This window comes from Spirillospora sp. CA-128828 (assembly GCF_050945415.1).
Classification (GTDB): domain Bacteria; phylum Actinomycetota; class Actinomycetes; order Streptosporangiales; family Streptosporangiaceae; genus Spirillospora.
The window spans coordinates 2562971-2581742 of the sequence record NZ_CP191986.1 but is presented as its reverse complement, the minus strand read 5'-3'; the positions used below and the strand labels follow the sequence as shown (position 1 = coordinate 2581742).

Sequence of the window (18772 nt, the reverse complement as noted above, 5' to 3'; positions counted from 1 at the left end):
GTACGTTCCGTTATGCCCATTCCACCCCGACCCCTCACCGATGGGTAGCTGAAGTGTACCCCTGAGTAACGCAACCCTGGTAGAAACCTCGCAACCACACCGTGTTAGCCGTCGGCGCGCACAGTCACGTTTTTGGCCGCATCTGGCCCATCGGCGAGCAGCACCCGGAACCCCTCCTCCGCCAAGACCGGTACGCCCAGTTTCACCGCTTTGTCGTACTTGGACCCTGGACTGTCGCCGACGACCACGAAGCCCGTCTTCTTCGACACCGACCCGGACACCTTGCCGCCGAGCCGCTGCACCGCCTCGGTCGCCGAGTCCCGGCTGTACCCCTCCAGGGACCCGGTGATCACCACGGTGACGCCCTCCAGCGGACGCGGGCCGGCCGCGCCCTCGTCCTCCATCCGGACGCCGGCGGCCCGCCACTTGTCGACGATCTCCCGGTGCCAGCCGACCGCGAACCAGTTCTTGATCGAGGCGGCGATGGTCGGCCCGACGCCGTCGACCGCCGCCAGTTCCTCCTCGGTCGCGGCCGCGATCGCGTCCATCGAGCGCATCTCCCGGGCGAGATCGCGCGCCGCGGACGGCCCCACGTGCCGGATCGACAGCGCCACGAGCACCCGCCACAGCGGCTGCCGCTTCGCCTTCTCCAGCTCCTCGAAGAGGATCTCCACGGTCTTCTTCGGCTCGCCCTCCTTGTTCGCGAAGAACGACACCGCCTTCGGCTCGCCGGTCTTCGGATCGGTCTTGGCCGTTCCCGTCTTGGCGTCCAGCACGAGGCTCCTGATCGGCAGGAGCTGATCGACGGTCAGGTGGAACAGATCGCCCTCGTTCTTGACCGGCGGCTCGGAAGGCTCCAGCGGCTGCGTGAGCGCGGTCGCCGCCACGTACCCGAGCGCCTCGATGTCGAGCGCGTTGCGGCTCGCGACGAAGAACACCCGCTCACGCAGCTGACCGGGGCAGTACTGGGCGTTCGGGCACCGGATGTCGGCGTCGCCCTCCTTCTCGTACGCCAGCTCGGTCCCGCACTCGGGGCAGTGCGCGGGCATCTCGAACTCGCGCTCGGACCCGTCCCGCAGCGCGGTCACCGGCGCGACGATCTCCGGGATCACGTCGCCGGCCTTCCGCAGCACGACCGTGTCACCGACCAGCACGCCCTTGCGCTTGACCTCGCCCGCGTTGTGCAGCGTCGCCCGGTCGACGGTGGACCCGGCGACCTTCACCGGCTCCATCACGCCGAACGGGGTGATGCGCCCAGTCCGCCCCACACCGACCTTGATGTCGAGGAGCCTGGTGTTGACCTCCTCGGGCGGGTACTTCCACGCGATCGCCCAGCGCGGCGCCCGGCTGGTGGAGCCGAGCCGCCGCTGCAGCGAGAACTGGTCGACCTTGACGACCACGCCGTCGATCTCGTACGCGGGATCGTGCCGGTGCTCGCCGTACCCGTCGATGTACTCGCGGACGGCGTCCAGCCCCCCGACCACCTTGTAGCGGTCGCTGACCGGCAGCCCCCAGCCGCGCATCAGCTCGTAGGCGCCGGACTGGCTCTCCGGCTGCGTCCCGCCGCGCCACGCGCCGAACCCGTGGACGAGCATGCCGAGCGGCCGGTGCGCCGTGACCCGCGGGTCCTTCTGCCGCAGCGAGCCCGCCGCCGCGTTGCGCGGGTTGGCGAACGGGTCCTTGCCCGCCTCCACCTGCGCCGCGTTGACCTGCTCGAACCCCTCGATCGGCAGGAACACCTCGCCGCGGACCTCCAGCACGTCCGGCCAGCCGCCGCCGGACAGCCGGTCCGGGATGTCGGCGATGGTGCGGATGTTGTTGGTGACGTCCTCGCCGGTGCGTCCGTCCCCGCGGGTGACCCCGCGCGTCAGCCGCCCCTTCTCGTACGTCAGCGCGATCGCCAGCCCGTCGATCTTCAGCTCGCACAGGTACCCGGCGACCTTGCCGGCCTCCTTGACGACCCGGTCGTCCCACGCGAGCAGCTCGTCCGCGCTCATCGCGTTGTCGAGGCTCTGCATCCGCTCCAGGTGCTCGACGGTCGCGAAGTCGGTGACGATCGGCGCGCCGACCTTCTGCGTCGGCGAGTCCGGCGTGACGAGCTCCGGATGCCGCTCCTCCAGCTCGCGGATCTCCCGCATCCGCAGGTCGTACTCGGCATCGGTGAGCGTCGGCTGGTCGAGGATGTAGTACCGGTAGTTGGCCGCCTCAAGCTCCTCGCTCAGCTCAAGGTGCCGCTGCCGCGCCTCGGTCGGAAGGCCGTCGCTCATGGTCATGCCCCCATTCTCGCCAACACGACCGACAATGCGAACGCCCGGCACACCCTGCTCAGTCGGCCGCTTCGTAAAGCATCCGGGCCGTTTCGCGGCAGCGTTTCAGCGCTTCGCGGACGTAACGCGGCGAGGCCCCGGCCATCCCGCACGCCGGGGTGACGACGACCTGCCCCGCCAGCTGCGCGGGCGGGAAGCCGAGCCGCCGCCACAGCCCCTTCACCGGGTCGGCGGTCGCCTGGAGGGACGGCAGTACCGCGTCGGTCGCGGGGACCGCGCCGAGGAACAGCCCCGTCCCCGCGTCGATCGTCTCCCCCACCGCGTCGTCGTCGCGCTTCGGGACCAGCCGCAGATCGACCGAGATGGCCTTCGCACCGGCACCGCGCAGCAGTCCGTACGGGACGTTCCGGGCACAGCAGTGGACGACGGGGTACGCGCCCGCGGCCTCGATCACCTGCCGCAGCGTGTCCTCCGCGACGGGTTCCTCGACCGCCCGCAGCCGGGAGAAGCCGCTCGCCGTCGGGACCGTCCCGGCGAGCGCGGCGGGCAGGCCGGGCTCGTCCAGCTGCAGGACGATCTCCGCGGCGGGCAGCCGGCGCCGGACGTCCGCGACGTGCGCGGCGACGCCCTCGGCGAGCGAGGCGGCCAGGTCGCGGACGGCGCCCGGGTCCTTCAGCGCCCGGTCGCCGTGCCGCAGCTCGATGGACGCGGCCAGCGTCCACGGCCCGCACACCTGGATCTTGAACGGCCCGTCGTGGCCGCCCGCGATCTCCTCCAGGACGTCCAGGTCGCGGGCGAGGTGGTCGCGGGAGCGCAGCGTGTCGCGTCCGGGGCGGTCGGAGAACCGCCAGCCGGACGGCTCCAGGTGCACCGGCATGTCGATCAGCAGCCCGGCCGTCCGGCCGGCCAGGTCGGCGCCGGGACCGCGCGCGGGCAGCTCCGGCAGATGCGGCATCTCGGGCACTTCACCGAGGACGACCCGCAGCGCCTCCGCCGGGTCCTCCCCCGGATACGACCCGATCCCGGTCGCCGTCCCCGCCTGCCACGGATAGCTCGTCACGCGGAAGACCCTACCGGCGCGACGATCACACCAGCCCGGCCAGCCGGTCCAGGTCGCGGAGCGTGTCGTCCTCGGGCGCCGTCCTCAGGTTGAACAGCGCCTCGTCGGCGCCCGCGGCCACCAGGTCCTCGACGGCCGCCCGCTCCGGCGGCACCCCGAACACCGTCACCGGCACCCGGCGCCCCGCCCGCTCGCGCAGCTCGGAGATCCGCGCGGCGAGCCCGCCGGCGCCGCGCCCGTAGATCGGCACCCAGCCGTCGCCGAACTCCACGACCCGGTCGAAGGTCGTCGGCCCCGACCCGCCGATCAGCACGGGCGGATGCGGATCCTGCACGGGCTTCGGGTAGGAGAACACGGGGTCGAAGTCGACGAACTCGCCGTGGAACTCCGCCTCGTCCTTCGTCCACAGCTCCTTGACGGCCAGCACCCGCTCGCGGAGCAGCCGCATCCGGGTCCGCGGGTCGGTGCCGTGGTTGCGCATCTCCTCCCGGTTCCAGCCCGCGCCGACGCCGAGCACGGCCCGCCCGCCGGAGATCAGGTCGAGGGACGCGACCTCCTTGGCCAGCACGATCGGGTCCCGCTGGACGATCAGCGCGATGCCCGTCCCGACGCGCAGCCGCTCGGTCACCGCCGCCGCGGCGGTCAGCACCACGAACGGGTCGAGCGCCCGGTAGTAGTGCCGGGGCAGCTCCGCCCCGCCCGGCCACGGCGACTCGCGCTTCACCGGGATGTGGGTGTGCTCGGCCACGAACAGCGACCCGAACCCGCGCTCCTCCAAGGCCCGCCCGAGCACCGCCGGCCTGACCCCGTCGTCCGTCACGAACGTCGAAACACCGAACTTCACTACAGCCTCCACATCGTTCGCCGGCGCGACGACCTCAGCCACCAGCTCAGCCGTCGACCAGCCCGAGTCCCTCGATCGCGTGCGAAGCCAGTTTCGAGCCTGCGAGAAACTGATCGCGCAGCGAGCCGCCAGGCGAGTCGGAGCGATGCTAGCGATCGCCGTGTCGCCCGCTGAAGGAAGGCGCTCTGGCGCCTGACGCCGAGGGTGACGCAGAAAATATCGTTGTTGAGGCGAGGACGCGGTCGCCGGTGTAGAGGACGGCGGCCTGGCCGGTCGCGACGCCGCGGGCGGGGGTGGACAGGCTGATGCGCAGTTCGTCGCCCACCTGCTCGGCCGTGCAGTCGTAGACCTCGCCGTGCGCGCGGAGCTGGACCTGGCAGCCGAACGGGCCGTCCGGCGCCTCGCCGAGCCACACCGGGCGCTCGCCGGTGATCTCCTGGACGTCCAGCGACTCGCGCGGGCCCACGGTCACCGTGTTCGTCACCGGGGAGATGTCCAGGACGTAGCGGGGGCGCCCGTCCGGTGCGGGGGTGCCGAGCCGCAGGCCCTTGCGCTGGCCGATCGTGTAGGCGTAGGCGCCGTCGTGCTCGCCGACCTCGTTGCCGGCGGTGTCGACGATCGGGCCGGGCGCCGACCCGAGCCGCTCCGCCAGGAAGCCGCGCGTGTCGCCGTCCGCGATGAAGCAGATGTCGTGGCTGTCGGGCTTGTCGGCCACCTGGAGGCCGCGGCGCTCCGCCTCCCGCCGGATGTCGGCCTTGGACGTGTCGCCGAGCGGGAACAGCGCGTGCGCGAGCTGCTCGGGCGTGCACACGGCCAGGACGTACGACTGGTCCTTGCCCTCGTCGACGCCGCGGCGCAGGACGCCGCCGTCCAGCCGCGCGTAGTGGCCGGTGCAGACGGCGTCGAAGCCGAGCGCCATCGCGCGGTCCAGCAGCGCCGCGAACTTGATCTTCTCGTTGCAGCGCAGGCACGGGTTCGGGGTGCGGCCCGCGGCGTACTCGCTGACGAAGTCCTCCACCACGTCCCGGTGGAAGCGCTCGGCGAGGTCCCACACGTAGAACGGGATGCCGATCACGTCGGCGGCGCGGCGCGCGTCCCGGGAGTCCTCCAGGGTGCAGCAGCCGCGCGCGCCCGTCCGGTAGGACTGGGGATTGCTGGACAGGGCCATGTGGACACCGGTGACGTCGTGCCCGGCCTCGGCGGCGCGGGCGGCGGCCACGGCGGAGTCGACGCCGCCCGACATGGCGGCGAGAACACGCAGAGTCATAGTGCCTTCGAGGGTACGCGGCGTGGCCCGGTTGCCCGACGATATTTCCGCGTACGATTGGGGCCGCTATGGGAATCTTCCGCCGTCCGCGCGAGGCGTCCGCCGTCGTACCGCCCGCCATCAGCGAATTCTGGGAGTGGTGGGCGCAGGCCCGCCCGACGATCGAGGCGTCTCTGGCCGCCGGGCCAGAGGAGTCCGAGGCGGGTGAGGCCACCGTGCCCGGCGAGGGCCTGTCGGCGGATGCGGTGGAGGAGCTGTCCCGCCGCGTCCACAAGATCAACCCTGGGCTGCAGTGGGAGATCGGAGGGGCCGACGACCGGAGCCCGTCGCTCACGGTGACCGGCGGCGGCGACCCCGAGCTGCGCGGCCTGACCGAGCGCTGGGTGCGCTCCGCGCCGTCCGGCGCCGCGGCCGCCGGCTGGAGCTTCCACCCGGCGCGCCAGCCCGACCCCGAGATGCTCGCGCAGGACCTCATCCTCGGCGACCACGAGTTCGACCTGGAATACGTCCGGCTGGGCATGCGCGCCGACGCCGACCGCGCCCGCGTGCACATCACCGCCTACCATCCCGACTTCCTGTTCGTCGCCGAGGAGCAGCAGCTCCAGGTGGCGCTGAACGTCCTGCACTGGGCCCTCGGCGAGGACGACGTGGCCCGCTGGGTCGGCGAGGTCACGATCGCGACGGAGGCGCCGATCGACGCGCTGCCGCCGTCGATGCTGGCAGCGGTCGTAGAGCAGATCGCCGAGCCGTTCACCGAGCCGACCTGGCTGACCGGCGAGGGCCGCACCCCGCGCGGCCACCCCGCCCGCCTCGGCGCCCGCTTCCCGCTGCACCGCCAGGACTACCCGCTCTGCGACCTGCACGTGGCGATCAGCGTCCCGTACGCCAACAGCAACCCCGACCGGCTCCCCGTCGAGCCGTCGTCGGGCGCGCTGCGCGCCTTCGAGAAGAAGCTCGCGAAGCTCGGCGACCGCGCGGTCCTCGCGGTCCGCGAGACGGGCGACGGCCTCCGGGTCTTCCACCTGTACGCCGACCCCGACTCCGGCGTGATCTCCGAGCTCGACCAGCTCGCCGCAGGCTGGCCTGAAGGCAAGGCGAAGGTCGCCTCCACCAACGACCCCGGCTGGCGCGCCCTGGCTCCCTACCAGCCCTGACGGGTCGCGTCGACCTTGCGGTAGCGGGATTCGGCGAGGCTGTAGAGGCCGAAGGTGAGGACGCCCAGGGCCACGGCGGCGAGCCCCCATTCGCCCGCGGGGGCGGCGGCGAAGTCGCGGAGCGTGCCGTCCAGGCCCTGGGCCTTCTGCGGCTGGAAGGTGACGGCCGCGTAGGCGAGGAAGGCGCCGGCGGCGGCGCCGACGAGGCCGCGGGCGGTGTTGCCGACGATGGCCAGGGGCTGGACGACGCGGCGGGCCGCGTCGCCCATCTCCCAGGTCTTCAGCTCCTGCATGAACGATTGGCGGACGGCGTTCACGAACACGACGACGCCCCAGGCCACGAAACCGACCGCGACCGCCAGGACGAGCCAGCGGCCGCCGGGCTCGCCCATCAGCCGCGCGGTGATGGTCTTGGACTGCCGGTCGCTCGACGTGCCGTGGTGGCCGAGCAGGAACGCCAGGGTCGCCGCGAAGGCGGCCGTGTAGACGGCGCCGCGGGCCGCCGACGCCAGACGCTTGGCGGGCTTGTCGCCGGCCCGTACGGGCCGGCCGTACAGGGCCTCCGCGTACTGCCAGAGCGCGAGCGCGGCGAAACCGACCGCCATCAGCCCGAGGACGACCGGGCCGCCGGGCTTGTCGGCGACGGCCTGCAGCGCGCCCTTCCGGTCCGCCTCCCGCCCGCCGGCGCCGAAGGCGACCTGGAGGGCCAGCCAGCCGATGAGCAGGTAGAGGAGGCCGCGCGCGACCAGCCCCACCCGGGACAGGTGGTGAAACCACGGGTGTCCCGCCGCCTGTTTGAGTCCGTTGCCCACCTCGGTCGTCACGGGCAGGCAGTCCCCGTTCAAGAGACGGTCAAACCCGGACGGATCAGCTGAGGCCGGCCCGGCGGGCGCGCTCCACGACCGGGCCGATCGCGTCTGCGAGGGCCTTGACGTCGGCCTCGGTGCTGGTGTGGCCGAGCGTGAAGCGCAGCGAGCCGCGCGCGCGTTCGGCGCTCGCGTCCATGGCGATCAGGACGTGGCTCGGCTGCGAGACGCCCGCCGAGCAGGCCGACCCGGTGGAGCAGGCGATGCCGCGCGCGTCCAGCAGCATGAGCAGGGCGTCGCCCTCGCAGCCGGGGAAGGAGAAGTGCGCGTTGCCGGGGAGGCGGCCGGCCGGGTCGCCGTTCAGGACCGCCTCGGGCACGGCGGTGCGGACGGCCTCGACCAGCCGGTCGCGCAGTCCGGCGAGGCGGCGCGTCTCGTCCTCGCGATGGGCGACCGTGGCCTGGACGGCGGCGGCGAAGCCCGCGATGGCGGGCGTGTCCAGCGTTCCGGACCGGACGTCGCGCTCCTGGCCGCCGCCGTGCAGCAGCGGCATCGGGTCGAGGAGCACCGGTGGCTTCGGCTTGGCCAGCAGCAGCGCGCCGACGCCGATCGGGCCGCCGAGCTTGTGGCCGGTGATGGTGAGCGCCTGCGCGCCGCTCGCCGCGAAGCCCACGGGCAGCTGCCCGGCGGCCTGGACGGCGTCGGTGTGCAGCGGGACTCCGCGCTCGCGGGCCACGGCGGCCAGTTCCGCGATGGGCTGGACGGTGCCGACCTCGTTGTTGGCCCACATCACGGAGACGAGCGCGACGTCGTCGCCGGTGCCCAGCGCCTTTTCCAGCGCCTCGGGGGTGACGCGGCCGAGTTCGTCCACCGGGACCCAGTCGACCTGGGCGCCCTCATGGTCGGCGAGCCACCGCACCGCGTCCATGACCGCGTGATGCTCGACGGCCCCCGCCAGCACGCGGGTGCGGGACGGGTCGGCGGCGCGGCGCGCCCAGTAGATCCCCTTGACGGCGAGGTTGTCGGCCTCGGTGCCGCCGGAGGTGAACACGACCTCGCTCGGGCGGGCGCCGAACGCCTCGGCGATGATCTCGCGGGACTCCTCGACGACGCGGCGGGCCCGCCGCCCGACCGCGTGCAGCGAAGACGGGTTGCCGAGCTCGCGCAGCTCGGCCGTCATCGCCTCGATGGCCTCGGGCCGCATCGGGGTCGTCGCCGCATGGTCGAGGTAGGTCACCACGCGGTCAACAGTATCCGCGCCCCGGCTGTTCCCCTCCAGGCGCCCGGAGAGTCGTCCGGAGTCCGCCGCGGCCCGGCGGAATAGGGGGCGGCGGCCCGCGGTTGGCCTCTATACCGTCCAGCCGGTACAGTGGAATGGTCATGAAGAGAGAAGCCCTTTTGGACGCCGCCGAGTCCGTGCTCTCCGAGCAGGGGACGCAGGCACTGACGCTCACCGCGGTCGCCGACCGCGCCGGCGTCAGCAAGGGAGGGCTGCTCTACCACTTCCCCACGAAAGAGGCACTCGTCCGGGCGATGGTGGCGCGGGTCATCGAGGATTTCGACGACCTGATCGCCTCCTACATCGACTCCTACGGGGACGGCGCACCGGGTTCCTACACCCGCGCCTACGTCGAGGCCACGTTCGAGATCCTCACCGGGGAGGCCCGCACCTACCGACGATGGTCGGCCATCACGGCCGCCGCCGCCGACCCGGAGCAGGCCGAGCCGCTGAACGAGGCGATGCGCCGCTGGCACGGCCGCGACCCCGCGGAGGACCCGGACCCTGGCACCGCGATGGTGGTCCGGCTGGCGGCCGAGGGCCTCTGGGAAGTGGTCAGCCATGACCCCGGGCTGTACGACGCCGGACAGCTCGAAGCGCTGAAACAGCGGCTCCTGAGCCTGCTGGAGCGATGACACCGGGGGCCTCGCCCCCCTTCCGAACCACCGGACGCTCCGGGCCCCCGTGGCTTGGAGCGTTCCATGACGCCTGTCGCACGACCGGGGTGCGCCCCGCCGAACCCAGAAAGAGGTGAACCATGCTGTTCCGTGCCCGCTCGGGGACCTTCCTGACCTTCGCGTTGGCCGGCCTGCTGACCGGAGTGTGGGTGGCGCGTATGCCCGCCCTGGCCGGCAAGTTCGGGACGAACGAGGGCGAGATCGGCATCGTCGTCCTCGTCTGGGGGATCGGCGCGATCGTCGCCATGCAGGCGCTGCGCGGCGTGATGGCACGCGCCGGCAGCCGCGCCGTGCTGCGGCTCGCGCTGCCGCTGACCGCGCTGTCCTACGCGGGGGTCGCGCTCGCGCCGAGCTACGGCGTCCTGCTCGCCGCCGTCGCGCTGTTCGGCATGACGTTCGGGATCACCGACATCGCGATGAACGCGCAGGGCAGCGTCGTCGAGCAGGCGTACCGCCGGTCCATCATGAGCGGCATGCACGCCGGCTGGTGCGTCGGCGCCATGAGCGGCGGCCTGTTCGGCGTCGTGACGGCCGCCGCCGGGTTCGGGTTCACCGAGACCGTGCTGACCGCCGCCCTGCTGTCGCTGCCCGCCGGCCTCGCGCTCGGCCGCACCTACCTGCCCGACCCCGTCGCGCCCTCCGCGTCCGGGACGGGGCGCAAGGCGCGCCGGATGCCGCCCGCCGTCTACCTGATCGGCGTCCTCGGCTTCATCGCGTTCATGGCCGAGGGGACGATCGCCGACTGGAGCGGCCTGCTCCTGCACGACGAGCTCGGTTCCACCGAGGCCGTCGCCGCGGCCGGCTACCCGATGTTCGAGCTGGCGATGCTGCTCGGGCGGCTGGTCGGCGACCGTGTCCGGATGCGGGTCGGCACGCGCCGGCTGCTGATCGGCGCGGGCCTCGGCACCGCCGTCGGCATGACCGTCGTCGTCCTCGCCCCGGTCGCGTCCGTGGCGATCGCGGGGTTCTTCGTGACCGGTCTCGTCGTCTGCACGGTCGTCCCCACGACGATCTCGCTGGCCGGCACCGCCGCCCCCGACCGCCCCGCCGCGGCCGTCGCCCAGGTCGGCGCGATGGGCTACGGCGGCCTGCTGCTCGGCCCGGTCGTGGTCGGCTTCCTGTCGGACGCCACCTCGCTCCGGCTGGGGGTGGGCACCGTCGTCGTCCTCGCCCTCCTCATCGCCGCCGGGGCGCGCTTCGTCCCGCTCCGCACGGCGGCCGACGTCGCCGTCCCTGCCGCCGCGGCGCCCGAAGCCGCGGCCGGCGCGGGCGACGCCCGGCCCCAGCCTGTGGCCGCCTGACTCCCGATCCGATATAACCCCCTTCGGAACGTCGGTGGTGTGGGGGCGGTTATGGCTGGGTGGCGGGTTCCGGGGTACAGCGAGCTGCGGGTGCTCGGCGAGGGCTCGCAGGGGCGGGTCGTGCTCGCCCGGCACGAGGGGACCGGGCGTCCCGCGGCGATCAAGTACCTCGCCGAAACGCTGCTCGGCGACGCGGAGTTCCGCGAGCGGTTCCGGGGCGAGGCCGGCCTGCTGAGCCGGCTGCGCAACCCCTTCGTCGCCCAGCTGTTCGGGCTGGTCGAGACGCCGGGCGGCGCCGCGATCGTCATGGAGGCGGTGGACGGGGCGCCGCTCAAGGAGGTGCTCGGCCGGCGGGGGCCGCTGCGGCCGGAGGCGGCGCTGGCGGTCCTCAAGGGCTCGCTGCTGGGCCTCGCCGCCGCGCACGGCCTCGGCATCGTGCACCGCGACTACAAGCCCGCGAACGTGATCGTGCGCGGCGACGGGCTGAGCAAGCTGATCGACTTCGGCATCGCGGTGGACGCGGGCGAGGCGGGACGGTCCGGCACGCCCGTCTACATGGCGCCGGAGCAGTGGCGCGGCGAGCCAGCCTCCCCCGCGACCGACGTGTACGCGGCGGCCTGCGTGTTCTTCGAGTGCGTGACGGGACGGCGCCCGTACGCGGCCGAGAACCCGGCGGGGCTGATGGGCGGCCACCTCAACGCGCCGATCCCGGTGGAGGGCGTCCCGGAGCCGCTCCGGCCGCTGCTGGAGCGCGGCCTGGCCAAGAACCCGTGGGACCGGCCGATGGGCGCCGCCGCGTTCGTCTCGGAGCTGGAGTCGGCCGCGGCGGGCGCGTACGGCTCCGAGTGGGAGGGACGCGGCGTCCGCACGCTCGCGGGGGCCGCGGCCGCGCTGTCCATGCTGTTCCCGCTGACCGCGCTCGGCCTCGGCTCGGGCGGCGCCTCGGCGGCCGCCGGGGCGGCGGGAGCGGCGGGAGCGGCCGGGGGCGCGGGCTCGGGAGGCGCGGGCACGGCGGCGGGCGCGGCCGGCAAGGGCGTCATCGGGACCCTCGGCGCGAAGGGGACGGCGGCCGTCGCGGGCGGCGCCGCCGCCGTGGCCGTGGGCGGCGGCGCGGCCGTCTACGTGGCCACGGCGGAGGAGGCGCCCAAGCCGATCGTGGCGCGGCTGGCCGCGCTCACCGAGCCGCAACAGAGCATCGGCGGCGGGATGACGTTCAAGGCGCAGGGCCAGGCCGTGAAGGTCACGGGCGGGGACGCCGCACTGAACCGGAAGATCAACCAGGCGCTGCGGGCGCCGCTCGAACAGCGCTGGGCGAAGACGCGCAACGGCCTGAAGGACGGCGGCCGCGGCGCCTACACCGATGTCGTGAAACCGCAGATCCTGCTGCGCAACGACCGGCTCCTGTCCGTCTGGTACACCGTCGCGCTGCAAGGCGAGCGCGGGACGGGCTGGGATCAGCCGGAGGCGGCGACCGTCGACCTCCGGACCGGCACGTCCTACAAACCGCTCGACCTGTTCCGCGTCCCGACCGACCAGGGGCTCAAGCCACTGGACGAGAGGATCAAGGCGCATCTGCCGGACGGCACGTACTGCTGGAGCGACCGGCCCCGGCCCCCGGAGACCGGCCCGGTGGTCCCGCACGGCACCGACAACCCGTCCAAGTTCGTGAAGGACGGATACGTCACCATGGCCCTCACACCGAAGGGTGTCCGCGTGGCCATCTACGGGTCGATCCTGGGCTACGAGTCCGCGTGCGGGCTGCAGGACACGGTCGTCCCCTACGCCGAGGTCGGCGACATGCTGAAGCCCGCGCTGCTCAAGGACGCCCCCGCTCCGGCGCCGAAGCGCTCCTGAACACCGATCGGCCCCGGCGACGAAGGGCGTCGCCGGGGCCGGTCGCGGGAGATCACTTGCGCTTGTTGATCTCCTCGGTGAGCTGCGGCGCGACCTGGAAGAGGTCGCCCACGATCCCGTAGTCGACGAGCTCGAAGATCGGCGCCTCAGGGTCCTTGTTGATGGCGACGATGGTCTTCGAGGTCTGCATGCCGGCCCGGTGCTGGATGGCCCCGGAGATGCCGACCGCGATGTAGAGCTGCGGCGACACGGTCTTGCCGGTCTGGCCGACCTGGAACGAGTGCGGGTACCAGCCGGCGTCGGTGGCGGCGCGGGAGGCGCCGACGGCCGCGCCGAGCGAGTCGGCCACCGCCTCGATGATCTTGAAGTTCTCGGCGCCGCCGACGCCGCGGCCGCCGGAGACCACGATCGCGGCCTCGGTCAGGTCCGGGCGCTCGCCCTTCTCCTGGACGACCTTCTCCACGATCCTGGCGCCCTTGTCGGCGTCCGAGAGCGCGACCGCCACCTGCTCCTCAGCCGGAGTGACCGCCGACGCCTCGGGGGCGACGGAGTTCGGCCGGACGGCGATGATCGGCGTGCCGGTCCGCACCCTGGCGTGCGCGATGATCCCGCCGCCGAAGATGGAGTGCTCGGCGACGAAGCCGTCGGCGACGTCCACGACGTCGGTGAGCACACCGGAGCCGGTCTTGACCGCGAGGCGCCCGGCGATCTCCTTGCCCTCGGCCGTCGCGGCGACCAGCACCGCCGCCGGCGACTTCTCGCCGACCAGCTGGGCCAGCAGCGCGGCCTTCGGGGCGACGACATAGGAGGCCAGCTCCTCGTCGGCGGCCACGTAGACCGTGCCGGCGCCGTACTCGGCGAGCCTGTCCCTGGCGTTCTCGTAGCCCGGGCCGACCCATACCGCGGCGGCCTCGCCGAGCCGGTTCGCCAGCGTCAGCAGTTCGAGCGTGACCTTCTTGACCTCACCGTCGACGTGGTCGACGAGGACGAGAATCTCAGCCATCGGTTCCTAATCCCCTTCCTCGCTCAGACGAACTTCTTCGACGCGAGGAACTCGGCGATCTTCGCGCCGCCGTCGCCCTCGTCGGTGACGATCTCGCCCTTGGCGCGCGGCGGCGCCTCGGCGAAGTCGACCACCTCGGTCGCGGCGTTCGCCAGGCCGACCTGGGACGCGTCGATGCCGGCGTCGCCGAGCCCGAGCGTCTCGACCGGCTTCTTCTTGGCCGCCATGATCCCCTTGAAGGAGGGGTAGCGCGGCTCGTTGATCTTCTCCACGACGGACACGACCGCGGGCAGGCTCGCCTCGACCCGGTCGAAGCCGTAGTCGGTCTGCCGCTGCACCGTGACGGACGTCCCGTCGATCTCGACCTTGTTCGCGAGCGACAGCTGCGGGACGCCGAGCCGCTCGGCGAGCATCGCGGCGAGCACGCCGGTCCGCGCGTCGGTGGACTCCGAGCCGAGGATCACGAGGTCGAACCCGGTGCGGCCGAGCGCCTGCTGGATCGCGTAGGAGGTCTGCAGCGCGTCGGAGCCGGCGAGGCCCTCGTCGAGGAGGTGCACGGCCTTGTCGGCGCCCATGGCCAGGGACTTGCGGATGGAGTCGGTCGCCTTGTCGGGGCCCATGGTCAGGACGGTCACCTCGCCGCCCTGGGCCTCCTTGATGCGCAGCGCCTCTTCGATCGCGTACTCATCGAGCTCGTTGATCACACCGTCCGCCGCGGCGCGGTCGAGGGTGCTGTCATCGGACTTCAGCTTGCGCGGGCTCTCCGTATCGGGAACCTGCTTCACCAGGACGACGATGTTCATGGCCGGTGGCCGACCTCCCTGCACTCAGTTGGCCGCTGAGGTAAGCGGCAGAGGGGCGCCGCCCATGACGGGTCGACGCGGACATGCGCTTTCGAAGTCACAGCCTGCCAAACACCCGAACGTGCTTCGGCGCCGGGTCCCTGGTTGGCCGTACACCCCAAATGTTACTCATGGGTAGCCCCAAGGCAAATCCCAGTTCGTGAGACCTTACCCACGTGGGCATGGCGTTCACTGCCCGAACCACGTTCCGACCGCGGGGACGGGCCGCACGCCTCAGCTCCCGTCGACGGCGTGCTGCAGCCGGTCCATCGAGCTTTCCAGCGTCCCCTGAAGCCCGTAGGTCGGGGAGAAGCTCGGGGTCAGCGTCATGGCGCCGACGCCCGCCACCAGGCACAGGACGCCGAGGCCCGCGGCCGCGGCGGCGACGGCCCTCGGGCGCCGCGCCACCGGAAGGAACCAGCGCTCCAGCTGCCGCCGCGGGGCGCTGACGCCCGGCGCCGTCCACAGCACCGCCGCCCCTGCCCCGGCTCCGAAGGCGCAGGCGGTGAGCGAGTCCAGCTCCCCGCCGACCGCCGACACCGCCGCGAGCCCGAGCGGGACGGCGACCGTGAACACCGCCGCGTAGGGGACGGTCAGCAGCGTCCGGCCGAACGCCCACGCCCATCCGCGCGCGGTCGTGCCCGCCACCCGCAGCAGCGTCACCGCGACCAGGGTGACGGCGAGGCCCGCGATCGGCGCCATGATCACGACGCCGATCCCGATCACCACCACCATGGCCGCGAGCAGCCGCGCCCACCCCCGCACCACCGCGGGCTCCCGCTCCTCGGCGGGCCTCCCGGCCGGGCCGGCCGCGCCGGGCGACTCGGGCGCGGCGGACGGCCCGAGCGCCGGGCGTGGAGCGGGGGGCTCGGGAGCGGTGCGGACACCGGGAGCGGCCGGAAGGTCCAGGCTCGACGCCGCCTCCGCCAGCTCCGCCGCCGACGGACGCGCCTCCAGGTCGGGATGCGACGCGGCGGCGACCAGCGGACGCAGCGCGGCGGGCAGCGCCTCGGCGGGCGCGTCCGGCCGTCCCGTCGCGGCGAACGTGACCGTCGCCGCCCATGCCCGGACGTCGTCGGCGACCGAGGCACCAGAGGTCAGCGCGAAGTCGACGACGACAGGGGCGTCGTCCACGACGAGAACCGTTCCGGGCCCCAGCTCGCCGTGCGCGAGCCCCGTCCGGTGGATGGCGGCGAGGGCCTTGGCCAGCCCGAAGGCCATGCGGCGCAGCGCGTCCCCCGACATGGGCCCCTGCTCGGCGAGCGTCTCCGCGAGCGGCCGTCCAGGGACGAACCGGGACACGAGGTAAGGGCGCGGGCCTGCGGGCTCGCCGTCGAGGACGTCCACCACGTAGGGGCTGAGGACCTCGCGCATCCGCCGGATGTCGGGGGCGGCCTCCGGCGGCAGCAGCCTGATCGCCACGTCCCGGCCGTCGGGCCCCGCGGCGCGATGGACGTCACCGGTTCCGCCGCCCAGCCTGGACAGCAGCCGGTACGGACCGATGTGCGCCTGACGGCTCGTCTCACCGCTCATATGGCCCGCCACCTTACCGACCTGAAATCTCCCCGCGGACCCGTCGCCGCGGACCGGCGGCGGGAGTCAGGTGCCGGGAATGCTCGACACGAGGTCGCGGACGTCGGCGCGCAGGCTCTCCAGGTCCTGGCTCATTCCGCCCACCGGGGTGGTGTCGGGCAGCTGGTTCCGCGACAGCACGACCAGCACCGTCGCGAAGATCCCGAGGATCAGCGCGCCGGCGAGCGCGGCCTCGGCGCGCGGCAGCAGCGCGCCCCAGATCCGGGCGAGCTGCCGCCGGGGCGCGCCGCTGCCCGGCGCGAGGCACAGCAGCCCGATCACCGCCATGGACGAGTAGGCGATCGCCTTCGAGGCGGTCATGTCGGGCTGCGCGAAGATCAGCACGCCGAGCAGGATCAGGCCCGCGATGAGGCTGAGCGACGTCCACAGCACCGTGGACAGCAGGGCGCCCGGCAGGTGCAGCGGCGTCCGGAACGCGGCCGCCACCGCGTCGCCGGAGCGCGGGCCCCGCCGCGTCTGCCGGCCCTCCATGCCCTTGGCGGCCTTGTCCCCCATCCGCAGCACGAACGCGCCGCCGATGGTGACGGCCAGCGCCAGCAGCGGCAGGATGTTCGCGAACCCCAGCAGCGCGACCAGGACGAGGAAGCTGAGCACCCGGTACCAGCCGTAGGGCTTGCGCCTGTCCTTGTCGGCGCCCTCCCGGGCGGCGCGCTCCCGGTCGGCGCGCTCCCGGTCGGCATGGGCCTGGTCGGCGGCGCGCCGCTGCGCGTCCTGCGTCTGCTGGTCGTAGGGGCCGCGCTGGAGCGCGCCCGGGGCCGGCTGGTTCGAGGGCGGCCCGTAGGGCGGCGGGTAGCCGCCCTGGGCGTAGGGGTCCGGCCCGCGGTAGCCGTGCGGCCCGAACTGCTCCCCCGCCTTGAACTGGCCGGGCGGCGGGGCCGGCGGAGGCGGCGGTGGCGCGGCGGGCGGCAACTGCCCCACGAAGTCCTTCGGCTGCGCCGGGACCGGCGCGGGCGACGGAACGGGCGCGGGCGCCGGGATCGCCGACCCGCCCGGCGCGGTCGGCCGGGCGGGCGGGTCCTGCGGCCCCGGCGCCGGCATCGAGAACTGCCGGGAGTGGTCGGCCGACGGCTCCTCCACCGGCTGCGAGGCGCCCGGGGGCCGGTAGTGCTGGTCGACCCGCGTCTGGTCGGTGATCGTGGCTTCGAGGTGGATCCGCCGGGTGAGCTGTACCAGGTTCACCGCGGTCGGACGCTCGGCCGGGTGCCGCGCCATCGCCGAGCGCAGCACGGGCAGCATCGCGTCGGGCACGCCGTCCAGGTCAGGCGATCCCTGCATGATCTTGTAGAAGATCGACTCGAAGGTGCCGGAGCCGAACGGCGGCCGGCCGGTCGCGGCGTAGGCGACCGTCCCGGCCCAGGCGTGCACGTCCGAGGGCGGGCCGGCGTCCTCGCCCTCGATGATCTCCGGGGAGAGGTAGCCGGGGGTGCCGATGACCATTCCGGTCGCGGTGAGCCGGGTCGCGTCGGCGCCCTGCGCGATGCCGAAGTCGATCACGACGGGCTCGCCGTCCACGAGCATCACGTTGCCGGGCTTCAGGTCGCGGTGCACGATCCCGGCGCCGTGGATCGCCGACAGCGCCGACGCCAGGCCGACCCCGAGCCGCTGCAGCCCCTGCCCGTAGATCGGGCCGGACTCCTCGACGATCTCCTCGAGCGTCCGGCCGGGCACGTACTGGGTCACGATGTAGGGGCGGTCGGCGGTGACGTCGGCATCGAGAATCTCCGCGACGTGCGGGCTGTGCACCCGCCGCATGGAGTCGACCTCGCGGGCCAGCCGGCGGCGCGCCGTGGCGTCCCCCGCGACCGCGGGCCGCAGCACCTTGATGGCCACGTTGCGCCCCTCGGGGTCGGCGCCGAGGTAGACGACGCCCATGCCCCCTTCCCCCAGGGTCTGGAGCACGCTGTAGTGGCCGATTCGGTCCCCGGACGTGACAGCTCCCTTCATCGTTTACGAAACCCTACCCTTGCCGATCGCGCGGGAGATTCGATCGGCGTCAGGCGGCCACCACCCCGTCACGCCTGGTGGTGAGGGCGTCGCCATGCGCGAGCGCCCCGGCGATCCGGCGCGCGGCGGGACGCCCGGACGCGTCGCGGCGGAACGCCGCCCGCAGGAGCGCCGCCAGCGGCTCCGGAACACCGTCGATGTCGGCCTCGCCGCGCAGGATCCGGAAGCACACCCCGTGCAGCGACCCCCGCCCGAACGGCGGGCGTCCCGTCGCCGCGTACGCGACCGTCGACGCCCAGGAGAACACGTCCGACGCGGTGGTGGCGCGTTCCCCCTCGATCAGCTCCGGCGCCAGGTAGGCGGGCGTCCCCACGACCATGCCGCGCCTGGTGAGCTGCACGGCGCCCGCCTCGTGCGCGATGCCGAAGTCGATCAGCGTCGGCCGGTCGCCCAGCACGATCACGTTGCCGGGCGACACGTCGCGGTGCAGCACGCCCGCGTCGTGGACGTCCCCGAGCGCCAGCGCCAGCCGCCGCGCGAACCGGACGAGCCGGTCGCCGCGCAGCGGTCCGTACGCCGAGACCAGGTCGTTCAGCGGGCAGCCCGGCACGTACTGCATGGCCACGTGCGGCCGTTCCGCCGCGACCTCCCCGTCCAGCAGCCGTGCGACGTAGGCGCTGCGCACCCGCGCCTGCGCCGACATCTCCCGGGCCAGCCGGCTGATCGCCTCCGGCTCCCCCACCAGTTCCGGGATCAGTTCCTTGACCGCGACCTCGCGGCCGTAGACGTCCATCGCCAGGTACACCACCGCGGTGCTCCCCCGGCCGATCACGTCCAGCAACCGATACCCGCCCAGTCGCCGATGCGTCCCCATGCATCCT

15 protein-coding genes are annotated in these 18772 nt (G+C 73.5%); 4 read left to right on the top strand and 11 right to left on the bottom strand.

Annotated elements, in window-relative coordinates; all coding sequences use genetic code 11:
* Positions 1-104 precede the first annotated feature (104 nt).
* The 4 genes from ligA to mnmA all read right to left on the bottom strand — a co-directional run bounded on the left by ligA (position 105) and on the right by mnmA (position 5438).
* The gene (gene ligA / locus ACQPXG_RS12835) at positions 105-2273 is read right to left on the bottom strand and encodes an NAD-dependent DNA ligase LigA (protein ID WP_433467887.1); all 2169 of its coding nucleotides are present in this window, start codon (positions 2271-2273) and stop codon (positions 105-107) included.
* Between the two features lie 52 nt (positions 2274-2325).
* Entirely contained in the window at positions 2326-3327 is a 1002-nt protein-coding gene (locus ACQPXG_RS12830; RefSeq protein ID WP_433467886.1) for a methionine synthase, read from the bottom strand.
* Between the two features lie 25 nt (positions 3328-3352).
* A complete protein-coding gene (locus ACQPXG_RS12825) occupies positions 3353-4171 on the bottom strand; it encodes an LLM class F420-dependent oxidoreductase (protein WP_433467885.1) in 819 nt (272 codons plus the stop codon).
* 148 nt (positions 4172-4319) lie between these two features.
* On the bottom strand, positions 4320-5438 hold the full coding sequence (mnmA, locus tag ACQPXG_RS12820; RefSeq protein ID WP_433467884.1) for a tRNA 2-thiouridine(34) synthase MnmA: 1119 nt from the start codon (positions 5436-5438) through the stop codon (positions 4320-4322).
* A gap of 68 nt (positions 5439-5506) precedes the next feature.
* Between mnmA and ACQPXG_RS12815 the strand changes: the two genes are divergently transcribed.
* A complete protein-coding gene (locus ACQPXG_RS12815; RefSeq protein WP_433467883.1) occupies positions 5507-6592 on the top strand; it encodes a DUF695 domain-containing protein in 1086 nt (361 codons plus the stop codon).
* Here ACQPXG_RS12815 and ACQPXG_RS12810 read toward each other — a convergent pair.
* Complete coding sequence (locus ACQPXG_RS12810; protein ID WP_433467882.1) at positions 6580-7416, bottom strand: DUF1206 domain-containing protein; 837 nt, start codon at positions 7414-7416, stop codon at positions 6580-6582. The two genes, ACQPXG_RS12815 and ACQPXG_RS12810, sit on opposite strands and share 13 nt — an antisense overlap.
* Before the next feature lie 43 nt (positions 7417-7459).
* A complete protein-coding gene (locus ACQPXG_RS12805) occupies positions 7460-8635 on the bottom strand; it encodes a cysteine desulfurase family protein (RefSeq protein WP_433469954.1) in 1176 nt (391 codons plus the stop codon).
* 143 nt (positions 8636-8778) lie between these two features.
* Between ACQPXG_RS12805 and ACQPXG_RS12800 the strand changes: the two genes are divergently transcribed.
* From ACQPXG_RS12800 to ACQPXG_RS12790, 3 genes are all read left to right on the top strand, one after another.
* Positions 8779-9312 carry a TetR/AcrR family transcriptional regulator gene (locus tag ACQPXG_RS12800; RefSeq protein ID WP_433467881.1) on the top strand — a complete coding sequence of 178 codons (534 nt, stop codon included), beginning with the start codon at positions 8779-8781 and terminating at the stop codon, positions 9310-9312.
* A gap of 122 nt (positions 9313-9434) precedes the next feature.
* Positions 9435-10655, top strand: coding sequence for an MFS transporter (locus ACQPXG_RS12795; RefSeq protein ID WP_433467880.1), 1221 nt, complete (start codon positions 9435-9437; stop codon positions 10653-10655).
* A 51-nt stretch (positions 10656-10706) separates the two neighbouring features.
* Positions 10707-12509 (top strand): serine/threonine-protein kinase, encoded by a 1803-nt coding sequence (locus tag ACQPXG_RS12790; protein WP_433467879.1) that lies wholly within the window; start codon positions 10707-10709, stop codon positions 12507-12509.
* A gap of 52 nt (positions 12510-12561) precedes the next feature.
* Here the strand turns inward: ACQPXG_RS12790 and ACQPXG_RS12785 are convergent, their stop codons facing one another.
* The 5 genes from ACQPXG_RS12785 to ACQPXG_RS12765 form a co-directional block, all read right to left on the bottom strand.
* A complete protein-coding gene (locus ACQPXG_RS12785) occupies positions 12562-13512 on the bottom strand; it encodes an electron transfer flavoprotein subunit alpha/FixB family protein (RefSeq protein ID WP_433467878.1) in 951 nt (316 codons plus the stop codon).
* 23 nt (positions 13513-13535) lie between these two features.
* A complete protein-coding gene (locus ACQPXG_RS12780; protein WP_433467877.1) occupies positions 13536-14315 on the bottom strand; it encodes an electron transfer flavoprotein subunit beta/FixA family protein in 780 nt (259 codons plus the stop codon).
* Positions 14316-14588: 273 nt separating this feature from the next.
* Positions 14589-15887 (bottom strand): hypothetical protein, encoded by a 1299-nt coding sequence (locus tag ACQPXG_RS12775; protein ID WP_433467876.1) that lies wholly within the window; start codon positions 15885-15887, stop codon positions 14589-14591.
* A 66-nt stretch (positions 15888-15953) separates the two neighbouring features.
* Positions 15954-17891, bottom strand: coding sequence for a protein kinase domain-containing protein (locus ACQPXG_RS12770; RefSeq protein WP_433467875.1), 1938 nt, complete (start codon positions 17889-17891; stop codon positions 15954-15956).
* A gap of 49 nt (positions 17892-17940) precedes the next feature.
* A complete protein-coding gene (locus tag ACQPXG_RS12765; protein WP_433467874.1) occupies positions 17941-18765 on the bottom strand; it encodes a serine/threonine-protein kinase in 825 nt (274 codons plus the stop codon).
* Between the last annotated feature and the right edge of the window lie 7 nt (positions 18766-18772).

What these genes read in the sequence shown, in the direction of transcription:
- ACQPXG_RS12775 (WP_433467876.1), bottom strand. Translation starts at nt 15,887, where the DNA reads ATGAGCGGTGAGACGAGCCGTCAGGCGCACATCGGTCCGTACCGGCTG.
- ACQPXG_RS12780 (WP_433467877.1), bottom strand. Translation starts at nt 14,315, where the DNA reads ATGAACATCGTCGTCCTGGTGAAGCAGGTTCCCGATACGGAGAGCCCG.
- ACQPXG_RS12790 (WP_433467879.1), top strand. Translation starts at nt 10,707, where the DNA reads ATGGCTGGGTGGCGGGTTCCGGGGTACAGCGAGCTGCGGGTGCTCGGC.
- ACQPXG_RS12770 (WP_433467875.1), bottom strand. Translation starts at nt 17,891, where the DNA reads ATGAAGGGAGCTGTCACGTCCGGGGACCGAATCGGCCACTACAGCGTG.
- ACQPXG_RS12765 (WP_433467874.1), bottom strand. Translation starts at nt 18,765, where the DNA reads ATGGGGACGCATCGGCGACTGGGCGGGTATCGGTTGCTGGACGTGATC.
- ACQPXG_RS12785 (WP_433467878.1), bottom strand. Translation starts at nt 13,512, where the DNA reads ATGGCTGAGATTCTCGTCCTCGTCGACCACGTCGACGGTGAGGTCAAG.
- ligA (WP_433467887.1), bottom strand. Translation starts at nt 2,273, where the DNA reads ATGACCATGAGCGACGGCCTTCCGACCGAGGCGCGGCAGCGGCACCTT.
- ACQPXG_RS12800 (WP_433467881.1), top strand. Translation starts at nt 8,779, where the DNA reads ATGAAGAGAGAAGCCCTTTTGGACGCCGCCGAGTCCGTGCTCTCCGAG.
- mnmA (WP_433467884.1), bottom strand. Translation starts at nt 5,438, where the DNA reads ATGACTCTGCGTGTTCTCGCCGCCATGTCGGGCGGCGTCGACTCCGCC.
- ACQPXG_RS12795 (WP_433467880.1), top strand. Translation starts at nt 9,435, where the DNA reads ATGCTGTTCCGTGCCCGCTCGGGGACCTTCCTGACCTTCGCGTTGGCC.
- ACQPXG_RS12815 (WP_433467883.1), top strand. Translation starts at nt 5,507, where the DNA reads ATGGGAATCTTCCGCCGTCCGCGCGAGGCGTCCGCCGTCGTACCGCCC.